Raw genomic sequence first — 25300 nt, 5'->3', positions numbered from 1 at the left:
CCCCCCAATTCCCAACTGTTTGCCAAGGCGCTTCCCTTTTGATAGCTGCTGGCGCTCGGTATCATTCGCGTGATAGCAATAACAACCGCAGAACGCTTCTCTCCCGTTTATGGCGCATTTCTCTTCTGACCGCAGCTGGCGCAGCTTTAAGCGCGGCTTGCTCAACCACTACGTGCTCAATGGGCTGGAGGTGGCGCTGGGCCTGTTTTTGGTGACTGCGCTGGTGCACCTGGTGTGGGGTGTGCAGCACGCGGCGGCCGCTTCGGTGGGGGTGATTGTGACCATCGTGGTGGATGCGCCGGCGCCGCGCCGGGGCAAGTTCTGGCGCATGTTGCCAGCGCCATTGCTGGGCGCGCCGCTGTTTTGGCTGGTGCAGCTGTTGCACCAGCACCCGGTGCTGCTGGGTTTTTTGGCGGTGTTCTCCACTTTCTTCGGCTTTTTGTGGATGGCCTGGGGCAAGCGCGGCGGCCCGATTGCGATTGCCGTGGTGCTGGCGATGGTGCTGGGCATGTCGATCACACCGCCTGAGGGCCATGTGCTGGAAGTGGCAAGCGAATCGACCATGTTTTTTGCGATTGGTGCGCTCAGCTATTTGCTGTACGCGGTGGCTGCCAATGCGCTGCTCAACCTGCGTTACCGCGTGCAGTTTATTGCTGACACGGTGTTGTCGCTGGCCGCGCTGATGCTGGAGCAGGCGCGCATGGTGTTGCCAGAGGCGGCGCGCCATATTGGCCTGGACAACGAGACGGTGGATGGCGAGGCCTACGGCGACAACCTGGCCGACCGCAATTTCGGCAACTTCTCGCGCAGCGATGCCGCCGGCCAGCACATGGGCCAGTTGTTGGCGCGCCATGCGGCCTTTGCTGACCAATTGCAGTCTGCGCGCGATATTGTGCTGGAGAGCCCGCGCACGCCGCGCCGCCAGCGCCTGGCCGGCATGCTGATGCAGATGCTGGAGATTCGCGACCATTTGCTGGCCTGCGAGCTCGATCTGGAGAGCCTGCGCAAGGTGCCCGAGCAAGCGCCCATGCTGCTGGCGCAGCAAGCCATGTTGCGCGCCTTAGCCATTGAGCTGGTGCACCTGGCAGACAGCTTGCTGCTGGCCCGCAAGCCCCGGCCCATGGCCAACCTGAACACCTTGCTGCTGCCCATGCAGGCGGCATGCAAGGTGCCGGCGCAGCGTTTGGAAGAGGCATTGCCAGACACGGCAGAAATGACGCCGCAAGCGCTGTCGCAAGAGCTGAGTGCGCGCATTGTGCGCATCCACGACGAGGTGAACCGCCTGATCCAGCTGGGCCGCGACGAGGCCGAGCCCGATCTGGCTGTGGTGCGCGCCAGCTGGCAGATGTTTGTGAGCCCTACGGCCTGGTCGTGGTCGCCATTCAAAGGTTTGATGAGCTGGGACGCACCGCCGCTGCGCCACGCCATCCGCGCCGCGCTGGCCATTGCGCTGGGCTATTTGGTGGTGCAATTGCTGCCGTGGAAGGCCCACGCTTACTGGGTATTGCTGACGATTGTGGTGGTGCTGCGCGGCAGCTTGGCGCAAACGCTGGAGCGGCGCACGATCCGTGTGCTGGGTACCTTGCTGGGCTGTGTGGCGGCGCTGGGTATTTTGTCGGCCCATTTGCCACCGCTGGCACTGATTTTGTGCCTCACTTTGGCGCAGGGTATTTCGCACGGATTTGCGGCGCGGCGCTATTTGTTTACCGCCATGGGCGCAACAGTGTTGGGTCTGGTGCAAGCGCACATGCTTAACAGCGAAGGCAGCACCAGCTTCCACATGATGGAGCGCGTGGTGGATACGGTGATCGGCACCGGTATTGCCTGGGCGTTTGCGTACGTACTGCCTTCGTGGGAGCGTTCGCAGTTGCCGGCTTTGCTGCAGCGCGTTTTGAAGGCGCAGGCTGCGCATGTGCGCACATCGCTATCGGTAGAGCAGTTGCAAGCCGTGGACAACGCGCCAGAGCTGGCTTGGCGCTTGGCGCGGCGCGAGGCTTATGACAGTTTGTCCGCCTTGGTGCAGGCGGTGGACCGTTCGCTGAAAGAGCCGCGTGCCGTGCAGCCGCCGCTGCAGGCGCTGGAGCAGTTGCAGGCGCATTGCTACCAACTGCTGGGGCAGATGAGTTCGATCAAGATCATGCTGATGATGCGGCGCGGCCAAACGCCTTCGCCGTTTGCCGTGCAGCAATTGCAAGAGGCGAGCGCCGATATTGATGCGCATTTGCTCACGCCGCTGGCCGATGCCGCCCAGGCCGACAACAACCTGCCCAAGCCGCCAGCGCCCGAGCGCGTGCCTGATCCGAAAGACCGCGATCTGCTGCCTTGGCTGATGCGGCGCTTGGCGGCGGCGCGTATTTTGGCGCGCCAGTTGCAGGGCGATGCCGCGCAGATTCAGCAAGCGCTGGCGCAGCAGGAGCCGGTGCAGGCCAGCCCGGCCAATGCTCAGGCGCAGTGATATCAGCGCTGGTTGTTGGTGTTGGCCTCAGGCGCGTTTTGCGATGGCGGCTTTGGCTGGGTTTGCAGTGCCTGCAAGGCGCATTCTTGCCAGTACATGGCAGCGGCAAAAAAGCCTTCCCACACGCAGCCATTGCAGCCGCGCCCGCAGCAAGTGGTGGGCGCAGCGGGCGGCTCGCGCAGCACCAGCTGGCGCTGGCTGGCCAGAGCTTGCAAGCTGCTGAAACAATCGCGCGCGGCCCGCAGGCTGCTCAGGTTTTGCACAGCGGGCAGCGGCTCGCTCATTGCTCGGGGCGGGGCGGCACGGCCTTGCGGCGCAGGCCGAAGCGCAGCACAAAAGCCGCGCCCAATACCAGAGAAAACCAGCCCACTGCCGACGCTTTGGCGAAAACTCCCTGCACAATATCGCCTTGACTGACATAGGGCGAGACCACGATCACCAGCCCTATCAAGACCAGAATGATGCCTTTGATGAGCAGGTCCTGATCGGATTTACGCTGCGCATCCCATTGGCGTTGAGATAAAGAAGACATGGCGGCATTATCGGGCAACGGCGCCAGCCGCCGGCCCGCCACGCCTCCGCCGCCAGCAGAAAGCAAGACTATGAGTATCCAATGGTTTCCCGGCCATATGCACCTGACGCGCAAGCTGATCGCCGAACGCATCAAAGACATTGATGTGGTGATCGAAGTGCTGGACGCGCGCATGCCGGGCTCCAGCGCCAACCCGGCGCTGACCGAGCTGACCGGCCACAAGCCCACGCTGAAAATCATCAACAAACAAGACATGGCCGACGCCGAGCGCACCCAGCAATGGGTGGCGTGGTACGACGCGCAGCACGACACCAAGGCTTTGCCGCTGGATGCCAGCGAGCCCGCGCCTGCCAAGCGCCTGGTGGAAGCCTGCCGCCAGCTGGCGCCCGGCCGTGGCGGCATGGCCAAGCCCATGCGCGTGCTGATTTGCGGCGTGCCCAATGTGGGCAAATCGACGCTGATCAACAGTATGTCGGGCAAGAGCCAGGCCAAGGCGGGCGACGAGGCCGGCGTGACCAAGGACGAGCAGCGCATTGTGCTGGCCGACGATTTTTACCTGTGGGACACGCCCGGCATGCTGTGGCCCAAGATCATCGTGCCGCAGACGGGCTACAACCTGGCCGCTTGCGGCTCGGTGGGGCGCAACGCCTACGACGACGAGCTGGTGGCGCTGGAGCTGCTGCTGTACCTGCAAAAGCACTATGCGCGCATGCTGGACGAGCGCTACAAGCTGGGCCTGGAAGATGCCGAGATTGCCGAGCTGCACGACGACGAGCTGCTGGGCCTGATTGGCAAGAAGCGCGGCGCGGTCATGGGCGGCGGGCGCATCAACATGCAAAAGGCGGCCGAGCTGCTGATTACCGATTTCCGCACGCAGATGATTGGCCGCATCACGCTGGAGACGCCGCCCGAGTTTGAGCAATGGCGCGCCGCCGGCGAAGAGGCCGAAGCCGCCGCCAAGGCCCGCAAGGCCGAGCACGAAAAGCACCGCAAGGCTGGCCGCAAGCGATATTGACGCGTTGCTGCGTTGATGCACTGAGCTGCCGAGCAGTGGCTCAGCCAAGTTTTAAGCCCGTGCAGCTGGCCAGGCCAGTTGCACGGGCTTTGTTGTATGCGTTCCAGGCAGCGCCGTTGCTGCCGTGTGTCCAGCGGCTGCCATGCCTGTGGAGTGCGGTCAAGCTGTGCTGTACGCCTGGGAGTGAGTGATTTTCACGATAAGCGCATTTGCTGGCCAAAGCCGGCATATGCCAGCGCAAAGGCGTGGAAAGCGTGATAAAGTGCTTGTGGTATTTTTGCGACGAATGCGTGGATAATGCTTGATTCTTGTCCTCAGGCATCCTATAGTCGCCCCTCATCTTCTTATCGCTGCAGTAACGAGCAACCTTCTGCAGCGCACGACAAGGAGTTTTTGCTTATGTCCTATCTCATGTTCAACCACCTACCTTGAACACGGTTCTTGCCCCGGCTGAACCGTGCTCACACCGTTCAGCCTAGGCCTTGGTCGCTGCCCGCATTGCTTTGCGGGCAGGACCGACAAAAAGCCCTGGCTTCCCCCGCCGGGGCTTTTTGTTTGGGTCTGCGCCGCGCTGCCACAGCTGCCGGTGCTGGCCCGGAGGAACCGCACCATGAGTGCAAAAACTGTTTCCCGCGCCTATGAAGAGGGCCGGGTCAAGGCCTTGCGCCGCATGAAGCAGCCGATGTCGCTGCAAATCGTGGTCAATGCCCATCCCAACAACCCCGTGGCCAAGGCCATGGCACAGCGGCGTCTGTCAGGCGCAGCGGGCAAGCACATTCGCAGCCAGGGCGCGCAGCGCCGGGCAGACCGTGTGGCTTTGCAAAAACTGGCACGCTGTGTGGATCGAGTGCGCCTATAGAAAAACCATTGTCGAGAAAAAGAACATGAACGATATGCGAACCCCCAACGAGCTGCAGCTGCGCGAGCAGATGCACCAGCGTCAACAAAACCTGCAGGCCATTGCGGCGCAGCTGAAAACCGAATTGATCGGTATTGATGACGTGATCGACCGCGTGATCGGCGCGGTCCGCGCCTGGTACGTGATGCCGCAGCTCATCACCCGCCCCGTGATCGTGTGCCTGTGGGGCCTCACAGGCACGGGCAAGACCCAGCTCACGCGCCGCCTGGCGCAGCTGCTGGGTTTTTACGACCGCTTTGTCGAAGTGCAGATGGACGGCTTCAGCCAAAACGGTGGCAGCTACGGTGGCTCGACCATCTCCGGCACGCTCGAGAGTGCTGGCATGGTGGAGGGCGAGCCGGGCATGCTGGTGCTCGACGAGTTTCAGCGCTACCGCACGGTGGGCTCGCGGGGCGAAGACAGCAAGGTCGAGCGTTACCAGGACGTGTGGGCGCTGCTGTCGGACGGCAAGCTGCCGCCTGCGCTGTCTGAGCTGCACAGCATGGAGCGCAAGATTGCCAGCGCGCAGTACGACGCCGAGCGCGAGGACGAGGACGACGAGGAAGAGCGCCGCAAGCAGCAAAAGCTGCGCTACAAGATTGACGCCTGGGACGCGCAGGCGCTCAAGCGCAGCCTCAAGCTTGCTGAGCCGCTGATGGAGATCATGCAGTGGAGCAACGAGCACATCCACCGGCTGCTGGTGCAGTTTCGCGAATCGCAGCAAAGCTGGGAAACCGACTACAGCAAGCTGCTGGTTTTTGTGTGCGGCAACCTCGACGAGATGTACACCGAAACGGCCAGCCGCGTGGAAGATTGCGACACCGATGCCGACATCTTCCACCGCCTGACCAGCCGTCTGTCGCTGATCGACGTGAAGCGCGCGCTGGCCGAGCGCTTCAAGCCCGAGCAGATTGCGCGGCTGGGCAACCACCACGTGATCTACCCGTCGTTCAGCCGGGCCACGTACGAAAAGCTCATCGCCACCACGGTGCGCAACTACGTGCAAGGCATTGAGGACAACTGCGGCCTGCGTTTTGCCATTGGCGACGATGTGCTGACGCAGATCTACCAGAACGCGGTGTTCCCCACCCAGGGCACGCGGCCGCTGTTCTCGTCGGTGCACACGATCTTGTCGAGCTCGCTGGTCGACGCGTCGCTGTGGGCCCTGGAGCGGGGCGCGCAAGCTGGACAGGTGCTGCAAGTGCAGATGCTGGCGGACCAACCCGTGCTGCAGGTGCGCATGGTTTTGGCTGACCAGCAGGAGCATGTGCAGGGCTTTGCCGTGCCGCTGGATCTGAACAAGGTCAAGCAGCGCACCAGCCCGGATTTCCGGGCGCTGCTGGCGGTGCACGAGGCCGGCCATGGCATGGTGTACGCGCTGCTGTTTGGCCGCGCGCCGATGGAGATGAAAATCAACATCGCCACGTTTGAAGGCGGCTACAACAGCTTCACCGAGCTGCAAGCCACCAGCCAGCGCAACATGCTTGACATGGTGTGCGTGGGCCTGGCCGGCCGCGCTGCCGAAAAGCATGTGTTTGGTGCGGCCGCTTGCACGACCGGCGCCGAACAGGACATTCGCCAAGCCACCTCGGACGCAGCCCGCTACCTGCGCCACCTGGGTTTTGGCGAGCGCCTCTCGCGCACCGATGTGGCCGATGAATCGGGCGAAAACATGAACAACGATGTTGCGCCCACCAACGCCGCCATGGAGGCTTTGCTGCAAACCCAGATGCAGCGCGCCGAGCAGCTGCTGGTGCAGCACAACGGACTGCTGATGGCCATGACCGATGTGCTGCTGCGCGAAGGCTTGGTCACTCCCGCAGCCATGGTGCAACTGTGCGCCGCGCACGGCCAAGCCATCGCACTCAGCCAAGAGCGCGCAGGCGACGTGCCCGAGCAAAAACTGGTGCTGGAACCCTACACGGCAATGCTCGCCGCGCACAGCCACCAGGCCTGAGGCACGCAGCTTTTTTCAACGCCACCAGCGGTTTGCTGGTGGCGTTTTTTTATGGGAATTTTGCAAGGCTGGACTCTCAAGCTTCGCTTGAATGCACTCGCCTGCTACACCACCTTCCGCACCTCAGTCACCTCGGGCAGAAGCACTGCGCCATCTTTGCCATGGGGCGCCATGTGCGGTATGGGCTTGCCGGTGCGTTTGTCGATCAAGCGGGAATGGCGCTCGCCGCGGTCGAACAGGTGTTGCTCGCCCCATTGGCGCAGAGCCACTACCACGGTGAAGAGGCTGGTGCCTTTGTCAGTCAGCACATATTCTTGGTAGGCCGAGCCGTCGGATGCGTCTTGCGTTTCCAGAATGCCGGCCTCAACCAGCTTGCGCAGGCGGTCGGTCAGGATGTTGCGCGCCACGCCCAGGCTGCGCTGGAACTCGCCAAAGCGGCGCATGCCGTCGAAAGCGTCGCGCACGATCAGCAGCGACCAGCGATCGCCGATCAAATCTACCGTGCGCGCTACCGGGCAAGGTTCTTCATGCAGGGGCTGGCGAGCGGGCATGGCATCTCCTGGAAAGGGCGTTTATTCATTCTGGTTGCATTTTACAACTGCATCGCGCAGCATTTATCTGGTTTTGTTTTGCAACCAGATGGGGCCGCCATGCCAGCTTGTTCAGCTTCTCTTTCGCCTGCGGGTGCAGGCAGCGCCTCGCCTTGCGCCGCAGCCATGCCGGCTGGCCTGGTATGGCTGTTCGCCATTGCCAGCGGCTTGAGCGTGGCCAATGTCTATTACGCCCAGCCTTTGCTGGATGCTTTGGCGAGAGACTTTGGCATCAGCCATGCGGCCATTGGTGGCGTGGTGTTGGCAACCCAAATAGGCTGCGCCTTGGCGTTGTTGCTGGTGGTGCCGCTGGGCGATTTGGTAGAGCGCCGGCGCTTGATGGCACTGCAATTGCTCGGCTTGGTGCTGGCCTTGCTTGCAGTCAGCGTGGCGCGCACGGCCCCGGCGTTGTTGCTGGGCATGTTGGCGGTGGGCTTGCTGGGCACGGCAATGACGCAAGGGCTGATTGCTTATGCGGCCAGCGCTGCTGCAGCGCATGAGCAAGGGCGAGTAGTGGGCGCGGCGCAAAGTGGCGTGTTTGTGGGCTTGCTGCTGGCGCGGGTGTTTGCTGGTGCGGTGAGCGATGTGGCGGGCTGGCGCGGCGTTTACCTTTGTGCGGCTGTGCTGATGCTGGCGATAGCTTTCCCGCTGTGGCGGCAGCTTCCGCGCTTGGCGCCAGCATCTCGCACCTTGGGCTACCCGCAGTTGCTGACGTCGATGCTGAGCCTGCTGCGCCAAGACAAGATGTTGCAGGTGCGGGGCGTGTTGGCTTTGCTGATGTTTGCGGCTTTCAATATTTTTTGGAGCGCGCTGGTGCTGCCTTTAAGCGCGGCGCCTTTCCACTTTTCGCACACTGCCATTGGTGCGTTTGGCCTGGTGGGGGCGGTGGGTGCTTTGGCCGCCGTGCGTGCGGGCAAGTGGGCTGACCAGGGGCACCAGCAGAGCATCAGCGCGGCGGCGTTGGCGATTTTGTTGCTGGCCTGGTTGCCGTTGGCGCTGATGCCGTGGTCGCTGCTGGCCTTGGTGCTGGGCATTGTGCTGCTCGACCTGGGTGGCCAGGCGCTTCATGTGACCAACCAGAGCATGATTTTCCGCTCCCAGCCCGAGGCGCACAGCCGCCTGGTGAGCCTGTACATGCTGTTCTATGCCGCGGGCAGCGGCTTGGGCGCGGTCAGCACCACCGCTGTTTATGCCCATGCCGGTTGGTTGGGCGTTTGTTGCTGGGGCGCGGTGGTCAGCTTGCTGGCCTTGGCTGTCTGGTGGGCAACTCGGCACGTTGCGCCCAAGGCCGCCGTGGCTGGCTGATCACTGCGGCACCGCGCCCACGCCGGTCAGTTGGCGTACGCTGAAGCCTTGCTTTTCCAGCATTTGCAGCAGGTTTTTCTCGCCCACCATGTGCAGCAGGCCCACAGCGATGAAGAGGTTGGGGTATTTGTTGAGCTGTGCCGGTATGCGTTCGGCCATGCGGGCGTTGCGCTCGTCAAGCAAGGTGGTTTTCATGCCGATGTCGTCCATGCAGTTGCAGGTGCGCATCATCTCGTCGAGCGCGGCCAGGTCGCCTTGCTGCCAGTGCGTGGCCAGTTGTTGCAGCATTTCGCGGCTTTTGCCGCTTTCGATTTCGCCCAGTGCTTTGTCAAAATCGGCCGGCGTGGCGCTGTCAGCGAGCTTGTTGCTGCCTAGACCCATGGCTTTGATTTGCTCTTGTACGGTTTCCAGCGCGAGCACCGGCTTGTTGGTCTTGCGGGCGGTGGCGGCCAACATCAGGTCCACACCAAAGAGCACCGAGTAGCCGGCCTTGACCGAGTCCATCACCACCAAGGTCATGGTTTTACCGATGGCGCCCAACTGGTCGAACTGCGGCGATGCGACGCACAGCGTGCTGGCCAGTTGTGCCAGGCGCTGGTTGATTTGCGGGTTGTTGCGCAGGATGAGTTTTTGTACATCGGTGTCTTGCATCATGTGCTGGTTGAGCAGCTGGGCGTTGCGGGCGTCCAGCGGGTCCAGCTCCAGCGCAATGGCCGGTGCGCCGCTGATGGCCTGCTGCGTTTGCGGGCCGGGGAAGATCCACTCCGGCTTGCCCAGGTGGATGGTGCCGAGCAGGTAGGCGCGTTGCTCGCCTTTGCGCAGCTCCCATAGCACGCCGCGGTCCGGGTGGCTTTGCTGACTGAGTGCCGCCAGTTGTTCGGGCGTGGTCAGCTCGATCCGGGGGCAGTTGGCGTCGGCAGATGGTGTTGCCGTTGTGGCTGCTGGCGGGTCGGCTTTTTGCGGTACTTGCGCGCTGGCTGGCAGGCTGCCCCACAGCAGAGCCGCTGCGGTCACGGACAAAGCGGTGGCGCGGCCCAGCGCCCGTAGTTGTTGGATGGCGCTGAGTGGTTGGACGATGGTCTGCATGCTTTCCTTTGCTGGTGCTGGTGGTGCTGCAGGCATTCTCTTCCATCGCTGCCGCAGGTCAGTGTGCTCTATCGCAAGCGGCATGCAAAAAGGCACCGGGCGCGTGGGCCGGGTGCCTTTGGTCGTAGAGGGGTGCGGAGCTTATTGCGCCTGGATGTTGGCCTCGCGCACCACTTTGCCGTTGGCTTCCCATTCCTTGTTGATCAGGGCCTGGAACTTGTCGGCGCCCATGCTCAGCGGAATGTTGTCGAGCGCGCGCAGCTTGTCTTGCACTTCCTTGTTGGCCAGCTGGGCGCTGATGGCCTGGTTCAGGCGCTGCACCACGGCCTCGGGCGTGCCGGCTGGTGCATAGAAGCCGAACAGCGAGGTGAGGTTGGCGCTGGCATAGCCCAGCTCGCCCAGCGTAGGCACTTTGGGGAAGCCGGCAGCGCGCTCGGGGCCGGTGACGGCCAGCACGCGCAGTTTGCCGTCGGCGATCAAGGCGTTGATGGGCGCAAACGGGTTGGCCACCATCAGGTCGAACTGGCCGCCTGCGGCGTCGGTGATCATCTGGCTGCCGCCCTTGTAGGGCACGTGCACCAGGTTGGCGCCGGTCTGGCGCGTGAACTGCTCGATCATGATGTGGCCCAGCGTGCCGTAGCCCGAGCTGGCAATGGTCACACCCTTGGGGTTGGCCTTGGCGGCGGCCAGCACATCGGCCACATTTTCGCCCTTGAAGGCCTTGGTGGCCAGCAGGTAGACGGGCGCATACATGGTGGAGGCGACGGCGCTGAACTGCTTCATCGGGTCGTACGCCACCTTCATCACGTGCGGCAGCAGCGTGAGCGTGCTGATGCCAGAGAAGGCCAGCGTGTGGCCGTCTGCGGCCGAGCGGGCCAGTTGGTCCATGCCCATGCTGCCGCCCGCGCCGGGCTTGTTGTCCACGATGATGCTGGTTTGCAGCACCGGGGCCAGCAGGTCGGCGAACTGGCGCGCAACCACATCGTTCACACCGCCGGCCGGGAAGGGCACGATGATGCGGATGGTCTGGCCGCCGGGCCAGGGTTTGTTGGCAAAGCTGCCGCCGCTGGCAATGCCTGCGGCGAGGGCTGCGCTGGTTTGCAGCCATTGGCGACGGGTGAGAGAGTGGGTCATGGAAAAAGGCAAGGCAGTGGAGCGAAGGCCGCTCAGCGCTGGGCCTGGGTCTGCATCCAGCGGCGTGCCAGCAGATCCCAGAACTTGGCGCCCAGGGCCAGGTTGTTGTCGTTGAAGTCGTAGCCCGGGTTGTGCAGGCCGACGCCGGGCTGGCCATCGGGGCCATTGCCGATCCAGCCATAGGCGCCGGGTACTTCTTCGAGCATGAAGCCAAAGTCTTCGGCCGTCATGGCGGGCAGCACATCGGTGTGCGCCTGTTCGTGGCCGACCACTTCGCGCATCACCTCACCCATGAACAGCGCCTCTTTTTTGTGGTTGGTGGTGTTGGGGTAGCCGGGCTTGATGATGACTTCGGCGTTGGCGAAGTGCGCTTCGGCGATGTGGCCGCTGATGCGGTGCAGACCGTCGATGAGAAACTGCTGCGAAGCGTTGGTCAGGTTGCGGCAGGTGCCGTAGATGCGCGCTTCGTCAGGAATGATGTTTTCCACCGTGCCCGATTCGATTTTGCCGACCGTTAGCACGGCCGCGTCCAGCGGATCAGTGCCGCGCGAGATGAGCGTCTGCAGCTGGCCGACGATGGCGCAGGCCACCGGGATCGGGTCGATGGTGGTGTGGGGCAGGGCTGCGTGGCCGCCCCGGCCGCGCACCACAATTTCAAAGCGCATGGCGGCAGCCATGATCGGGCCAACGCGCACTCCCATCTGGCCTTGCGGCAGTGCCGGCCAGTTGTGCAGTGCAAACACGGCCTGACAGGGGAATTGGGTGAACAGGCCGTCGTTCATCATGGCGCGAGCGCCGGCGCCGCCTTCTTCGCCGGGCTGGAAGATGAGGTGTACGGTGCCATCAAAATCGCGCTTGGCGGCCAACAGCTCGGCCGCGCCCAGCACCATGGTGGTGTGGCCGTCGTGGCCGCAGGCATGCATGCGGCCTTCGTACTGGCTGATGTGGCCGAACTGGTTGGTCTCTTGCACGGGCAGCGCGTCCATGTCGGCGCGAATGCCGATGGCCGGGCCCGGGTTGCTGGCGCTGCGGCCCTGGCCGTAGATGCTGGCCACAATGCCGGTGGTGCCCAGGCCGCGCACCATGGGGATGCCGAGCGCCGTCAGGTAGGCGGCAATTTTGTCGGCGGTGCGGTGCTCTTCGTACTTCAGCTCGGGATGCATGTGCAGATCGCGGCGGAAGGCGGTGAGCTGGTTGATGTTGGGGGTGTTGTCTTGGTCGAGGTACATGGCGCAATCTCCCGGTGTCGGTGGTGGCAACCGGTCGATGGAGCACCGATTATGCGATTGCCAATTACTACTTCTGTTTATATCGATAAGCGGTCTATTGTCGCCGAGCGCGCTGCGCCTGCCATGAGGGCAGACCATGGCTGCGTATCGGTGGTTGAATGGCTGCGATGGCGGGCCGCCCATCTGTGGGGAGGGCGGCGCTGAGCAGGCTTGGCTTTGCTGCGCTGCTCAGGTTTGCCGCACAGAAATCTCTTCAATCTGGTGTTGCGCGCCTTTGCGCAGTGCGATGCGCGCACGGCCGCGGGTGGGGGCGATGTTGTCGAGCAGGTTGGGCAGGTTGATTTGCTGCCAGATGCTGCGCGCTACCTGGGTGGCTTCGCCTTCGCTGAGGTCTTTGTAGTGGTGAAAGTACGAGCTCGGACGCTGGAACACGGTGCGCTGGAGTTTGAGAAAGCGCGCGATGTACCACTGTTCGATCAGGCTGGGCTCGGCATCGAGGTAGAGCGAGTAGTCGAAAAAATCCGAAGCCACAGCGGCGGTGCTGTTCTTGGTTTGCAGCACGTTGAGGCCTTCGAAGATCAGGATGTCGGGCGCACGCACGGTCTGGAATTCGCCGGGCACGATGTCGTACGCTTCGTGCGAATAAACGGGCACCTGCAACTGCGCCTGGCCGGCTTTGACTGCCGAGAGAAACTCCAGCATGGCGGGCAGGTCGTAGCTGTCGGGGAAGCCTTTGCGCCCCATCAGGCCTTTTTGCTGCAGCTCCTGCGTGGGGTAGAGAAAGCCGTCGGTGGTGACCAGCTCTACGCGGCGGCCGGGCACGGTGTCGGCCAGAACGGCGCGCAGCAAGCGCGCAAACGTGCTTTTGCCCACGGCCACGCTGCCGGCCACGCCAATCACATAAGGCGCGGGTGCCTGCGGGCGGCCGTCAGGAAAGCCGCTGTAGACGATGCGGTTGAGCTCGTGCGCCGATTGGATGTGCGAGTTGATCACGCGGGCCAGCGGCAGCATGATCTCTTCCACCTCGCTTTGCAGAGCGCGATCGATCACGCCGCCCAGCATTTCGATGCTCGAAGCCGAAGGCGCCAGGTCTTGCGGACTGCGCAGCGCCGCCCATTGGGCGCGGTTGAAGATGACGTAAGGCGGCTCGATCCGAGGCGCAGTGCCGGGCTCGGCGGCCGCTGGCAAGGCGCTGCCGGTGACGAAAGGGGAAGGCGTTGTCAAAAGAGTACCTGTGGGAGCTTGTCTCTGGAGGCGGTGTGCGCTCGCTAGCGCTGCCGCCCGTCTCGGCGCCATTGTGGCACCACTCCACCGGGCTGCGGGCAAAGCGTATTACTGGCGGTGGATGTCTGGCTGGGCCAGGTTTGGCGCGGTGGCATTCCATTGCCAATTGGCTCGCAGCAACTGCTGCCATTGGGCAGCGCTGGAGTGGTAGCAGGCATTGCTGCCACCTTCGCTGAGGCCAGTGCTAGGGCTTGGCCATGGCACACCGCTGTCAAGCTGCAGCGCTTCGCCCGTGTACGGATGCTGCAGGCGCATTTGCCAGGCATGCAACCACAGGCGCTGCAGACCCAGGCGCTCGGCCCACCAGCGGTTGAGCGGGCCTTTGCCGTGCGTGGCATCGCCGATGATCGGGTGGGCGATGTGCTTGAGGTGACGGCGGATCTGGTGGCGCCGGCCGGTAAGCGGCTCGGCCAGCACCAGTGAGACGCGGGTAGCGGCAAAGCGTGGGTCGTAAGCCTCGGGGTGCTCCAGGCTGGCCAGGCGCGCAAAGCGGGTTTGGGCGGGCTGGGCGGGTGTATCGGCCGGCGCGTCGTCGGGGCGCAGCGCGTGGTCTACAGCGCAAGTGTCGGGCGCCCAGCCACGTACCAAGGCCAGGTAGCGTTTGCCGATTTGTTGCGCCTCGAACAGCGCGCGGGTTTTGCTGGCCGCTTCGCTGTGCAAGGCCAGCAGCAGCACGCCGCAAGTGCCTTTGTCCAGGCGGTGCAAGGGGTAGACATGTTGGCCGATCTGGTCGCGCAGCGTCTGCACAATAAAGCGAGTCTCGCCTGCGTCCAGCCCGGTGCGGTGCACCAGCCAGGCGGCGGGCTTGTAGATGGCGATCAGGTGTTCGTCGCGCCACAGCACGGGCAGTGCTTCGTCGATGGAGTGGATGCCTGCTTCGGCGGGCGCAATCAAGGGCATGGGGAAAAGGGCGGTTGCGCGACATGCAAAAAACGGGTGCTTGCATGTCGCACGGTCACCACGCAGGCGCTGGCACGCGGGGCGACTGAATTTACATTACTGGGATCGCCATTGTCGGAGTTTTTGCCGTGAGCCACACAGTCTGCGTCGATGTTTCAAAACCGCTGCGCTGGCCCAACCGCTGCGCCCGGTGTGGCAGCAAGCAAGGGCTGCAATCGGCGAGCCTGGCGGTGGGCGAAGTGCTGGATACCCGCCTCAAACTCACGGGTGCGGTGGAGTTCCAGACCCGCATGACAAACCTGCGCTACCCGGTATGTGCCGCGCACGCCAAAGGGCTGGGTCTGGCGGCTGTCTTTAACCGCCAGACGGCGGTGATGAAGGGCGTGCGCGGCTTTGTCTGGGTGTTTGGCGTGCTGGGCTTCTTGCCTACTTTGCTGCTTGTTTTTCAGTTTCTCAGTGGCAAACCCGTGGTTGCGGGGGGCATGGCGCTGTTTTGCATCGTGCCCACATTTTTGCTGATGGGCATGCTGTGGGCGCGGCGGGCGCAGCCGGTGCAAGGCGTCAAGCGCGAAGGCGATGATCTGACTCTGCGCTTTTCTGACACGCTTTACGGTGTGTCGTTTGAGCGCGCCAACCGTGGCGCTTAGCCCTTACGCCCCTGCCAAAGCCCAAAAAGCACCATGCCTGCCAGCATGGCGGCGCTGAAGATGATGGCGCTGGGCATGCCGGCGGTGATACCGGTGAGCGCCGGGCCGGGGCAGTAGCCGGCCAGACCCCAGCCAATGCCGAACAGGGCAGAGCCTAGAACCAGGGGTGCGTCAATATCAGTACGGCTGGGCAATTGCATGGGCTCGTCCAGCAGGCTGCGCTGGCGCTTGCGGGCGATGGCAAAGCCCACTACGCCTACAGCGATGGCGCCACCCATGACGAGGGCGAGCGAAGGGTCCCAAGGGCCAGCTAGATCCAGAAAGCCCAAAACTTTTTGCGGGTTGGCCATGCCCGATACCAGAAGGCCCAGGCCAAAAATCAGGCCCACCAGGGCGGCGATTGCGGTTGTCATGGTGTGGCCTCCTTACAGCACGTGGCGCATGATGAAAACAGTGGCAAAACCGGTTGCCATGAAGCACAGCGTGGCTACCAGCGAGCGCATCGACAGGCGCGAGAGCCCGCAAACGCCGTGGCCGCTGGTGCAGCCAGAGCCCAGGCGTGTGCCAAAGCCCACCAGCAAGCCGGCCACCACCAGCACAGGCCAACTGGCCGGGCTGGCGCTGGCTGGCACAGGCGCAAACCATTGGTAAAGCAATGGCGCGGCCAGCATGCCGAGCACAAAGGCCCAGCGCCAAGCGCCTCCTTGGCGACGTGGCGGCAGCAGCGCGCCAACTATGCCGCTGATGCCGGCAATGCGGCCGTTGAAGAGTGCCAGCAGCACGGCGGCCAGGCCGATCAAGGCGCCGCCTATCAGGGCGGACCACGGGGTGAAAACGGAGAAGTCGATGGTCATACAAACCTCTTGCTAGAGAAGAAAAGCGGCCTCAAGGCGCCGGGCAGTATTGCTGGTACATGGTCTGCAGCAGGGCTAACAGGCGCGGGTCCGCAATCTGGTAATAAATGTTCTTGCCTTCGCGCCGCGTGGTGACGGCGTTCTCGCGCCGCAATACCGCCAACTGCTGAGACAACGTGGGCTGCAGAATGCCCAGGCGCGCTTCCATATCGCTTACGCAGCACTCGCCCTGGCTCAGGTGGCAGAGCAGCAGCAGGCGGTCTTCGTTGGCCAGCACCTTCAGGGCGGCCACCGCGTCTTGTGCGGCGGCACGCATGGTGTCCAGTGGCAGGCCGGTAGGGGTGGGTGGGGTGTCTTTCATGGCGGTTTGTGGCAAGGTCTATGGCGCCTGGTTGCAAGGTTTTAATATTATACTAAAATATATATTGTTTTTGTTGAAGGTGTTTCTGCCATGGCTTCTTCCAGCGCTTTTGTTGTTCAGGCTTTTTTTGATGTGGTCACCGGCACCGTGAGCTATGTGCTGCACGACGCGGCCAGCGGCCTGGCTGCGGTGATCGACCCAGTTTGGGATTTCGATGCCAAGAGCGGGCGCACCAGCACTGCGTCTGCGCAGAAGATTGTCGACTACCTGCAGGCCCAGCAGCTGGAGCTGAGCTGGGTGCTGGAAACCCATGCCCACGCCGATCACCTTTCTGCTGCGCAATGGCTGCGCGCACAGGCTGCATATGGGGTTGCTGAGACGGCAGCTCCAGTGGCCTCGGTGGCCATTGGCCAGCGCATCACGGCAGTGCAAAAAGTGTTTGGTTCTATTTTTGCAATGGAGGCCGCCATCACGCCGCAAGGCGGGGATTTCGACCGTCTGTTGGCCGATGGTGATGTGCTGCAACTGGGTGGCACCAGTATTCGTGCCATCAGCGTGCCCGGCCATACACCGGCCGATCTGGCCTATGTGGTGGAAGGTGGCGCTGGCCCGGCCGCAATTTTTGTGGGCGATACCTTGTTCATGCCCGATGTGGGCACCGCGCGTTGCGATTTTCCGGGCGGCGATGCGCACCAGCTCTACCAATCGGTGCGCAAGCTGCTGGCCTACCCGCCGCAGACCGCGCTGTACGTATGCCACGATTACCCGCCAGCCGGGCGCGAGCCGCGCTGGCAAACCAGCGTGGCCGAGCAGCGGGCCAGCAATATCCACGTGCACGACGGTGTGGACGAGGCCAGCTTTGTCGCCATGCGCCAGGCGCGCGACGCCACGTTGGAGATGCCGCAGCTGATTCTGCCTTCGGTGCAGGTGAATATCCGCGCCGGCAAGCTGCCCGATGCCGATGCGCAAGGCCGTCGCTTTTTGCAGTTGCCGGTGAACGCGCTGTAATTCGCTCTGGATTGGTGTGCTTGGCGGGCCTAGTTGCCGGTGGATGGGCCGCCGGCTTGGCTTTGGTACTGCGCGTCTTCAAAGCGGTTCACTTGCCAAAGGCTGGGGAAGATGCGCGTCCACAAACCGACCACAGCCAAGGTGCAAATGCCGCCGGCAATGGCTGCAGGCACAGCACCCATGAGCGATGCGCTGCTGCCGGCGCGGAACTCGCCCAGCTCGTTCGATGAGCCAATAAAAAGCATGTTCACCGCGTTGACGCGGCCGCGCATGTTGTCGGGCGTGGCAAATTGCAGCAAGGCGCCGCGCACATAAACACTCACCATATCGGCCGCGCCTGCCACCGCCAGCGCCAGGCAAGATAGCCACAGCCAGTGCGATAGCGAGAACACCAGATTGGCGATGCCGAAAACGCCGACTGCCAGCATCATGCGCTGGCCCACGCGTGCATCGAAAGGGCGGTTGCTCAGGTACAGGCCGGCGCAGACTTCGCCAATGGCCATCGAGCTGCGCAGCAGGCCCAGGCCTTCGGGGCCGGTGTGCAGCACTTCGTGCGCGTAGATGGGCAGCAGCGCCACCACGCCGCCCAGCAGCACGGCAAACAGGTCGAGCGAGATCGTGCCCAGCACCATGGGGCGGCTGAAGATGAAGCGGATGCCAGTGCCAAAGCGCTGCCAGATGGAGTCGCCCGCCTCATTGCGCTGGGCTGCGCTTTTGGGCGCGGCGTACAGCACCTTCACGCGCAGCAGCAATAAGGTGCCAATGGCGAAAGCCAGCATGCACACGCCGTACGTCCATTCAGCACCACCGGCAGCATATAAAAAACCGCCCAGCATGGGCGCGCCAATGGCAGCGCAGCGCATGACCACGCTGTTGGTTGCAATGGCTTGGGGCAGCAGCTCCATCGGCACCAATTGCGGCAGCAGGCTTTGCAGTGAGGGCCCGGAAAAAGCGCGCGTGGCGCCGTACAACACCAGCACGGCGTAGATACCGGCAACACCAGCATGGCCGTGGCCCGACAACCACCAGAGCAAAGCGCTGCAAACACCGCCGATAGCCCAGCTTGCGGCCAGCACTTTTTTGCGCGGCAGCCGGTCGATCAGCTCGCCCGCCGGCAGCAGCAACAGCAGCATGGGGATGAACTGCGCCAAGCCCACGAAGGCCAGCGCCATCGGGTTGCGCGTGAGGTCGTACACCTGCCATGCCACTACCACCGCCTGGATTTGCGTGGCGCCCACGGCAAACACGCGGGCTACCAGAAACGGGAGAAAGCCGCTGTGCTGGTCGCGCAGCAGCGAAGGGCGTTGGGGCGCAATGTCGGGCATGAGAGCGGTGCTGGCCAGGCGCAGGCCGGTGGGCCGGCCTGTGCTGCGCAGCAGGTGTTATAGGTATTTATCAGCCTGCCATTCTGCCATGGTGCTCCAAGTCTTCTATAAGACCAGGGCCGCTGCAACGGCTGGGGCTGCCCTGCCCAAAAACTGGGCAGGCTGAAATTTTTCCGACAGATCAAAGCCTTGTGCTGCTTGTGCCGGGCTTATGCACAGGGCCATCCCCGCGCCCTGGGTATAAGTGCGAGCCGGCGCTGGCGCGGGCTGCATAAAAAATGGGCAGAGAGAAAATATGCCATCGAATCAAGCCACTGTTGCAGTCATGCAAGCCTTGTCCACAAGCTCGGCCACAGTTGCTGGGTATAAGCGCGTGTTGCCGAGGTATCGCACGGAGGCCGCTGCCTGTGGCGGGCAGATATGGCCTTAACGCAGGGGATGACCGCGTCGCACGAGCAGCAGGCCGCCCATGCCGCTGGCCAGCAAGCTCAGCAGCGCCAAGGCCCAAGGGCCCAAGCCGGGAACGGCGACGGGTTTGGCCGCTTCGACTTTGCTCGGAACAGCCAGCAGCACCGGATCGGTGATCGATCCGGGCGCAGGATTGGAATCGCCCGTCGCGGTGGCGGTGGAACTGCCGTCGTCGTCTTGGATGCGGAATTGCACGCGGGCATCTGCAATGTCGGCAGGCCATTCAATCCATTCGCCATTGAGCTGTTTGAACAGCTTGGCGTCGCTCGGTACTGCTTCGGGCAAGCGGATTTCCATCTGCAACTGGCCCATCGGCTGGCAGCTTGTTGCCTGGAAGCCCAACTGTCCAAACGGAAAGCGGTAGCCTGCCGGCCCACCGGTGGCGGGTGCCTCGTTGTAAGTGGGGCCAGACTGCAGCACGCAGCCAGCGCCAGCAAACTCCAACTCGGCGCTGCCCTCGGGCAGGGCGACAACGCCGCCAACAACAGGCAGCACCAGGGCTTGCGCGTTGTTGTTGCTCGTGTCGGTGTCTATGACGCCGGTTGGTGCTTGCACGCTGGCATGGTTGCTGATGGAGCCGGTAGCCGCGCCGCTGACCTGGGCTGTGATCTGGTAGCTGAGTGTGCTACCAACAGGCATGTCGACAGTGGCGTTGATGTTGCCGCTCCCGCTGCTGGCACCGCAAGAGGCGCCGCCACTGGCGACGCAAACCCAGTTGGCGCTGCTGAAGCTGGCTGGCAGCTGGTAGTGGACCAATGCGCCGGTGGCTGCGTCGGGCCCTGTGTTGCTGACGGAGAGCGGAAAGCTCACGCTCTTGCCGGCGAGCGTGCTGGAGTTGGCAGCACCAAAGGCAATGCCCAGATTGACCTTGATGAGTGCTGCGCCAACGGTGTAAGTTTGCGTGTCGCTGTTGTTGCTGGGGTCTGTCTCCACAACGCCAGCAGGCGCAGCAACGCTGGCGCTGCTGGTGATGGCACCTGTGGTGTCTGCATCCACCGTGGCACTTACCGTGTACACCATGCTGGCGCCTGCAGGCAGGGCAACCAACTCTGCAATATTGCCGTTGCCAACAGCGTTGGCACACAGGCTGTCATCGGCATAAGCGCAAGTCCAGCTGGCGTTGACCAAGCCGCTCGGGATGGTGTGGCTCAGCGCGGCACCGGCAACGGCAGACGGGCCTGCATTGCTGACCGTGATGCTGTAGCGGATGGCTTCGCCAGCAGTTGCTGAGTTCGTCAGCAACTGCTGCCGTATGCTCAAATCGGCTTTGATGAGTGCTGTGCCGATGGGGTAGGTCTGCGTATCGCTGTTGTTGCTGGGGTCTGTCTCCACAACGCCTGCAGGCACGGCAACGCTCGCGCTGCTGGTGATGGTGCCTGTGGCGCTGGCATCCACCGTGGCACTAACCGTGTAGACCATGTTGGCGCCAGCAGGCAGAGCAACCAACTCTGCAATATTGCCGTTACCAGCTGCATTTGCGCAAGGGCTGCTATCGGCATAAGCGCAAGTCCAGCTGGCGTTGACCAAGCCGCCCGGGATGGTGTGGCTCACCCCGGCGCCAGCCACGGCAGAGGGGCCTGCATTGCTGACTGTGATGCTGTAGCGGATGGCTTCGCCCGCCGTGACCGCGCTTGTCTCCAGCTGCAGCCGAGCGCTCAGATCCGCTTTGATGAGTGGCGGGTCGACCAGATAGCTTTGCGTGTCGCTGTTGTTGCTGGCGTCCAGCTCGGTAATGTCAACCGGCGCAGCCACACTGGCGCTGTTGCTGATGCTGCCTGTGGCGTGGATATCTACCGTTGCGCTCACGGTGTAGATGGCGCTTTGGGCGGGGGCCAAATCCATGCGTTCGTCGATATCACCGACGCCCGAGGCAGTGGCACAAGGCATGCCGTCGATCAGCTCGCAAGTCCAGCTGGCGTTCAGGAACGCGGCAGGCACCGTGTGGATGAGCCGCGCATCGGGCACGCCCCCTGTGCCCACATTGCTGGCCGTTACGGTGTAGCTGACGGCTTCGCCTGCGGTGACGGCGCTCAAACTTTCTACGGCTACAGCCAAATCGGCAGAGGGCGTAAACAAATACACGGCGCCAGAGTCGGGGGTGCTAGGGTCGTTGCCTTGATTGCCGTTCATGCCTTTGGCTGCACTGTCTTCCATCGGGGCACTGATTACCACTGTGTGGCCCTGTATGGCAACGGACTTGGCAAAATAATCATCTGCATCGGTGTTGGATGCCTTGAGGTAGTTTTGCTGCGACCATTGCCCCTGGCTATCTCGCACAAAGTGATAGGCTGCGCCGGGATATCTGATGCTGCTAGCGCTTTGGTCACCATTGACGCCCGTGGCTGCGCTGGACTCTCCCCATGAACCCACTACGACGGAATCGCCGGAAATAGCCACGGACTCGCCAAAATAGGCATTTCTGCGGGTGTTGGACGCCTTGAGATAGGCTTGTTGGCCCCAACTGCCAGCGGCATTGCGGACGAAGACATAGGCAGCGCCTGAGTTAAGTGCATCGTTGTTATCCGGGGCAGGGTTGTTCACGCCCGTGAGGCTGCTGCCCTCCCTGCTTGCGCCGACCACCACCGTGCTGCCGGAGATGGCAATTGCCGTACCAAAATAGTCATTGATCCCGAAGTTCGATGCATGGAGCTGCGTCGGTGGGCCCCAGCTGCCATCGAGTGGCTGGCGTTCGAACACATAGGCAGCTCCTGAGCTCACGCTACCCACTCTGTCTCTATGTGCTCCCACGGCCACCCTGTCTCCGTCTATGGCCACAGCAAGTCCAAAAGAGGCATTGGCAACGGGGGTTGGAGCCTTGAGATAGGCCTGCTGCTTCCACTTTTCAGGCAGCGAATCGTCGTAAACAAACACATAGGCCGCACCAGCGTCATTAAGACTATTGTTGCTCTGATCGGTGGGGGACGCGCTGCGTTCGCCTACGGCACCTACGACGATGGTTTGCCCCGAGATGCCCACCGAATAGCCAAAGCGCTGCCCTGCAGTGGAGGGAGTAGTCCCAGTGGCTTTCGCATTGGAGGCTTTGAGGTAGGCTTGCTGGCTCCAGTTGCCCGCTGTGCGGGTAAAGACATAGGCGGCACCGCCCTGGTAGATGGAGTTGTCGCTCTGGTCACCGTTGACCCCCGTGGCATTGCTCTGTTCAAAAAGCGCGCCCACCACAATGGTGTCGCCAGAAATAGCCACCGCGTTGCCAAATTGGTCACCCTTGCCGGTGTTGGATGCCTTGAGCATGGCTTGCTGCTGCCATGCGCCCTGGGCGTCGCGCACAAACACATAGGCGGCACCAGACGCGGCAGAGGTGCTGGTGTCCAAAATGCCGCTGGCATTGCTGCTTTCAAATTGGGCACCGACCACCATGGTGTCGCCATCGATGGCCACCGAATAGCCAAACTGGGCGCCCCGCGATGTGTTGTGGGGTTTGATGTAAAGCTGCTGGGTCAGCGCCGGGTCCATGCTCAGTTGGCGGGTCTGCGACGGCGGAATGGCAGAACTGGAGACCGCCTGCATGTTTGGTGCGGCAAGTTGTGGTAACACCGCCGCCATGCCGGGCAGATGGCACACCGCAGCCAGCCATACCAGCGCCGCGAGCAAGGCGCGCATGACGACCTGGGCAGGCGCTGGTGCGCCAAGCTGTTGGTGCGGAGATTTCGACACAGTGCTGGTGATAAGTGACATGGAGCTTTCCTGGGTAATCAGGGCGAATGCACTGCTTTTGCCCAGCGGCGCTGTAAACCCCGTAAAGATAAAAGAATAAGATTTTTAATCTGCATCAATTAATACTTTGAGAAATTCAGTCGCGGCTGTTTTGTGTCATATCTTCTTTGTTGAAAATATGCGCAAAAGCAGAAAATCAGGCGCTGCGGCCTGATTGAGGATAGGTGTTTTTGCTGCTTGTGAAAGTAGAATCACACTCTATGGATGATAGCTAAATGCCTTATCTGGCAAAAAGTCAATGGTTATTGGCTTTTGCAATGCAGCAAAGTGGGTAGAAATATTTGTATTTTTTGACGGATTTTTTCTCTGGGCTTGATTGTTTTTTCTGTTTTTAGAACAGAAAAAATGTTCTTTTTCTCAAAAAAATAGACAAAAAAATACCCCGGCAAGCCGAGGTATTTCCCAGAGATGGTGAGCAATTATTTGCCAACGCGTTCCGTCTCTACACGCATGTCCAACACATAGGCCAGGCTGGAGCCGTCAGCGGGCGGGTTGGCTACCGGGTAGCGCTTGACGCGCAGCACACTGCGGTAGCCGGGCTCGAACTCAAAGCCCTGAATGGGGCTGTAAAAATGCTGCCAATCACCGGCAATGCTCTTGCGGCCGGCGTTGTCGTAGCGCACTTCACGCACTTGCAGACATTGGGCATTGCGTGCGGCGCCCGCAGAGCAAGGCTTGGTTTGCGGGGCTACTTCCAGAAAGATGGTTTCGCCAGCGCTGCCATAGCGAGTGGCGTCGGTGGGCTTGCCCACCAGGTGCCAGCGGCTGCCATCGTTGAACTGCATCATCATGCGCGGCGGGTTGGCGTCTTGCGCAAAATGCACGGCGGTGGCGCGCTGCAGTTGCGCGCCTACGGCTTGCTCCAGCTGCATCAGCCCGGGCGTGGCGCAGGCCATATTGGTGCTGGCCAGGTTGCCCACCTTGAGGTCGTTGCCGTTGAGCTGGTAGCTGCCGCTCATGTTGTTGCAAATCTTGGTAGCGACGATCTGCTCGCCAGGGTTTTTGCCGGCGATAAAGCTCAGGCGCACCACGTTTTTGGGCGCCAGCGCGGTGAAGGCGGGCAGTACACGGCCTGCGCTGTCGTCGGCTTTCTCCAGCTCCCAGTGGAAGGCTTGCAAGGTGTTGTTGAATGGTGAAGACGACATGGTGCTGGGTGTGCTGGTGACAGTGCCGGGGGTGCTGGTTTGTGCCGTGGTGGGGTTGCTGCAGCCAGCCAGTGCCAGCAATACAGCGGCGCCAGAGGCGGCCAGGGTCCATCGGTTCATGAGATTCGTCCTTTCAGTGATCCGCCATGCAAGCATGGCAATAACGGTGAGCCGCATGCTAGCCCAAGTGCAAGGGGTGGTTTGTAGTCCGCTGGCTTGGTTGTGCTGCGGCAGCTGCCTAAAGCATAAGCAGCTGTCATTTACCCTTTGATGACAGCCACTTGGCGACTTGTCCCAGCGCTTGTCCACACCGTCACCCACAAGAAGCGGGGATAAGCTGGCGCTCGGGCTGGCTGTGCCGGCCGGGTTTCAGGCGGGCAGGAAGAGTGCCGGGTCCACCATGGTCTGGTTCAGCATCACGCCCCAGTGCAGGTGCGGGCCGGTAACGCGGCCGGTGGCGCCCACCTTGCCGATCACTTCGCCAGCGCGCACGCTGTCGCCCACGGTGCAATCAATCTTGCTCAGGTGGCAATACATGGTTAAAAAGCCGCCGCCATGGTTGAGCCAGATGGTGTGGCCATTGAAGAAATAATCGCCCACATCGATCACCTTGCCAGCCATGGGCGCTTTGATGGGCGTGCCGGTGGGGGCCGCGATGTCCATGCCGCTGTGCGGATTGCGAGACTGGCCGTTGAAGACGCGGCGCAGCCCGAACGAGCTCGAGCGCCGGCCGGGAACGGGCGCGGGCAGCACCAGCTTGTCGGGCACCGGCGCGGTGAAGGTGGCCATCACGGTTTTCTGGTGGTCGCGCTCGCGCTCGTAGCGGGCGTTGTCGGCTTCGGAAAGATCCACAGTTTTGGGCGCTACCTTGAGTCGTTGCTCGCTGTATTTTTTGTCTCGCACTTGGTAGGCCACCGTGCGCGAGCCTTGTGCAGTTTGTACGCGAATCTGCGCGGCGCCCACCGGTGCGGAAAGCGGAATGCCCACCAGCGCTGTCCATTCAATCGCATCGCCAACCACCAGCACTGGAATGTCGCCACTGAAAGCCTGGGGGCGTTCCGCTGCCGGGCCCAGCGACAAGCGCGCCACGCCACCGGGCACTTGCGAATCGGCCGGCCAGCCATCTGCCGCCTGGGCCAGTGGCAGCCCGGCGGGCACCAACAGCGCGGAGGCTGCAGCTTTTAACCAGTGGCGGCGCTGCAGCAAAAAAGGGCTGCTGGACGAGGTGGTAGGCAGGTGGCTTGGGGGCATGGTCATGACAGAGAAGGTGGCTGCTTGCAAAAGCATAGCGGCTGGCGCTTGTTCAACGGGCGCAAAGCTCGCGTTTAATATGCAAAAATTGGTAAACCACTCGGGCGGCAGCCGACGCTGAGAC

At 62.5% G+C, this 25300-nt stretch carries 22 protein-coding genes; 7 read left to right on the top strand and 15 right to left on the bottom strand.

The annotated features are described in order from the left end of the window. Window positions 1–109: 109 nt before the first annotated feature. Window positions 110–2455, top strand: a complete 2346-nt coding sequence (locus ACFIQF_RS00925; RefSeq protein WP_393939294.1) for an FUSC family protein — start codon at window positions 110–112, stop codon at window positions 2453–2455. Window positions 2456–2457: 2 nt separating this feature from the next. On the opposite strand, the gene ACFIQF_RS00920 is transcribed toward ACFIQF_RS00925, so the two are convergent. Further along, complete coding sequence (locus tag ACFIQF_RS00920; RefSeq protein WP_393939292.1) at window positions 2458–2739, bottom strand: oxidoreductase-like domain-containing protein; 282 nt, start codon at window positions 2737–2739, stop codon at window positions 2458–2460. Beyond that, entirely contained in the window at window positions 2736–3053 is a 318-nt protein-coding gene (locus ACFIQF_RS00915) for a hypothetical protein (RefSeq protein WP_393939290.1), read from the bottom strand. The genes ACFIQF_RS00920 and ACFIQF_RS00915 overlap by 4 nt, the downstream gene beginning before the upstream one ends. 4 nt (window positions 3054–3057) lie before the next feature. On the opposite strand from ACFIQF_RS00915, the gene ylqF reads away from it, so the two are divergent. From ylqF to ACFIQF_RS00900, 3 genes are all read left to right on the top strand, one after another. Further along, window positions 3058–4002: a ribosome biogenesis GTPase YlqF gene (gene ylqF, locus ACFIQF_RS00910; RefSeq protein WP_393939289.1), complete on the top strand. Its 945-nt coding sequence runs from the start codon at window positions 3058–3060 to the stop codon at window positions 4000–4002. Window positions 4003–4612: 610 nt separating this feature from the next. Then, entirely contained in the window at window positions 4613–4861 is a 249-nt protein-coding gene (locus ACFIQF_RS00905) for a hypothetical protein (RefSeq protein WP_393939287.1), read from the top strand. Window positions 4862–4886: 25 nt separating this feature from the next. Further along, window positions 4887–6857 carry an AAA family ATPase gene (locus tag ACFIQF_RS00900; RefSeq protein ID WP_393939286.1) on the top strand — a complete coding sequence of 657 codons (1971 nt, stop codon included), beginning with the start codon at window positions 4887–4889 and terminating at the stop codon, window positions 6855–6857. Between the two features lie 104 nt (window positions 6858–6961). Here ACFIQF_RS00900 and ACFIQF_RS00895 read toward each other — a convergent pair whose 3' ends face one another. Further along, window positions 6962–7408, bottom strand: a complete 447-nt coding sequence (locus ACFIQF_RS00895; protein ID WP_393939285.1) for a winged helix-turn-helix transcriptional regulator — start codon at window positions 7406–7408, stop codon at window positions 6962–6964. Between the two features lie 165 nt (window positions 7409–7573). Between ACFIQF_RS00895 and ACFIQF_RS00890 the strand changes: the two genes are divergently transcribed. After that, the gene (locus tag ACFIQF_RS00890) at window positions 7574–8752 is read left to right on the top strand and encodes an MFS transporter (RefSeq protein ID WP_393939510.1); all 1179 of its coding nucleotides are present in this window, start codon (window positions 7574–7576) and stop codon (window positions 8750–8752) included. Here the strand turns inward: ACFIQF_RS00890 and ACFIQF_RS00885 are convergent, their stop codons facing one another. The 5 genes from ACFIQF_RS00885 to ACFIQF_RS00865 all read right to left on the bottom strand — a co-directional run bounded on the left by ACFIQF_RS00885 (window position 8753) and on the right by ACFIQF_RS00865 (window position 14385). Continuing rightward, on the bottom strand, window positions 8753–9838 hold the full coding sequence (locus tag ACFIQF_RS00885; RefSeq protein WP_393939283.1) for a TraB/GumN family protein: 1086 nt from the start codon (window positions 9836–9838) through the stop codon (window positions 8753–8755). Between the two features lie 141 nt (window positions 9839–9979). Beyond that, the gene (locus ACFIQF_RS00880; protein WP_393939281.1) at window positions 9980–10972 is read right to left on the bottom strand and encodes a Bug family tripartite tricarboxylate transporter substrate binding protein; all 993 of its coding nucleotides are present in this window, start codon (window positions 10970–10972) and stop codon (window positions 9980–9982) included. A gap of 32 nt (window positions 10973–11004) precedes the next feature. Continuing rightward, window positions 11005–12201: a M20 aminoacylase family protein gene (locus tag ACFIQF_RS00875; RefSeq protein WP_393939279.1), complete on the bottom strand. Its 1197-nt coding sequence runs from the start codon at window positions 12199–12201 to the stop codon at window positions 11005–11007. Between the two features lie 228 nt (window positions 12202–12429). After that, entirely contained in the window at window positions 12430–13425 is a 996-nt protein-coding gene (coaA, locus tag ACFIQF_RS00870; protein ID WP_393939277.1) for a type I pantothenate kinase, read from the bottom strand. A gap of 108 nt (window positions 13426–13533) precedes the next feature. Next, window positions 13534–14385 carry a pseudouridine synthase gene (locus tag ACFIQF_RS00865; RefSeq protein WP_393939275.1) on the bottom strand — a complete coding sequence of 284 codons (852 nt, stop codon included), beginning with the start codon at window positions 14383–14385 and terminating at the stop codon, window positions 13534–13536. A gap of 128 nt (window positions 14386–14513) precedes the next feature. Between ACFIQF_RS00865 and ACFIQF_RS00860 the strand changes: the two genes are divergently transcribed. Further along, window positions 14514–15032, top strand: coding sequence for a hypothetical protein (locus tag ACFIQF_RS00860; protein WP_393939274.1), 519 nt, complete (start codon window positions 14514–14516; stop codon window positions 15030–15032). Here the strand turns inward: ACFIQF_RS00860 and ACFIQF_RS00855 are convergent. The 3 genes from ACFIQF_RS00855 to ACFIQF_RS00845 are packed head-to-tail and all read right to left on the bottom strand — an operon-like array spanning window position 15029 to window position 16247. Next, window positions 15029–15445, bottom strand: a complete 417-nt coding sequence (locus ACFIQF_RS00855) for a DUF6691 family protein (RefSeq protein ID WP_393939272.1) — start codon at window positions 15443–15445, stop codon at window positions 15029–15031. The two genes, ACFIQF_RS00860 and ACFIQF_RS00855, sit on opposite strands and share 4 nt — an antisense overlap. Before the next feature lie 12 nt (window positions 15446–15457). Further along, the gene (locus ACFIQF_RS00850; protein WP_393939270.1) at window positions 15458–15886 is read right to left on the bottom strand and encodes a YeeE/YedE family protein; all 429 of its coding nucleotides are present in this window, start codon (window positions 15884–15886) and stop codon (window positions 15458–15460) included. Window positions 15887–15917: 31 nt separating this feature from the next. After that, the gene (locus ACFIQF_RS00845; protein ID WP_393939268.1) at window positions 15918–16247 is read right to left on the bottom strand and encodes an ArsR/SmtB family transcription factor; all 330 of its coding nucleotides are present in this window, start codon (window positions 16245–16247) and stop codon (window positions 15918–15920) included. 90 nt (window positions 16248–16337) lie between these two features. On the opposite strand from ACFIQF_RS00845, the gene ACFIQF_RS00840 reads away from it, so the two are divergent. Continuing rightward, on the top strand, window positions 16338–17255 hold the full coding sequence (locus ACFIQF_RS00840) for an MBL fold metallo-hydrolase (RefSeq protein ID WP_393939266.1): 918 nt from the start codon (window positions 16338–16340) through the stop codon (window positions 17253–17255). Between the two features lie 29 nt (window positions 17256–17284). Here ACFIQF_RS00840 and ACFIQF_RS00835 read toward each other — a convergent pair whose 3' ends face one another. The 4 genes from ACFIQF_RS00835 to ACFIQF_RS00820 form a co-directional block, all read right to left on the bottom strand. Then, the gene (locus ACFIQF_RS00835) at window positions 17285–18580 is read right to left on the bottom strand and encodes an MFS transporter (protein ID WP_393939264.1); all 1296 of its coding nucleotides are present in this window, start codon (window positions 18578–18580) and stop codon (window positions 17285–17287) included. Between the two features lie 426 nt (window positions 18581–19006). Beyond that, on the bottom strand, window positions 19007–22741 hold the full coding sequence (locus ACFIQF_RS00830) for a choice-of-anchor U domain-containing protein (RefSeq protein WP_393939262.1): 3735 nt from the start codon (window positions 22739–22741) through the stop codon (window positions 19007–19009). 458 nt (window positions 22742–23199) lie between these two features. After that, complete coding sequence (locus tag ACFIQF_RS00825; RefSeq protein WP_393939261.1) at window positions 23200–24045, bottom strand: DUF4377 domain-containing protein; 846 nt, start codon at window positions 24043–24045, stop codon at window positions 23200–23202. 249 nt (window positions 24046–24294) lie between these two features. Next, entirely contained in the window at window positions 24295–25176 is an 882-nt protein-coding gene (locus tag ACFIQF_RS00820) for a peptidoglycan DD-metalloendopeptidase family protein (RefSeq protein ID WP_393939509.1), read from the bottom strand. Between the last annotated feature and the right edge of the window lie 124 nt (window positions 25177–25300).

The organism is Comamonas trifloxystrobinivorans, from assembly GCF_043359985.1.
In the GTDB taxonomy this organism is placed as follows: Bacteria; Pseudomonadota; Gammaproteobacteria; order Burkholderiales; family Burkholderiaceae_C; genus Comamonas; species Comamonas trifloxystrobinivorans.
The sequence above is the reverse complement of the archived record's forward strand: the minus strand, read 5'-3'. Positions and strand labels throughout refer to the sequence as shown.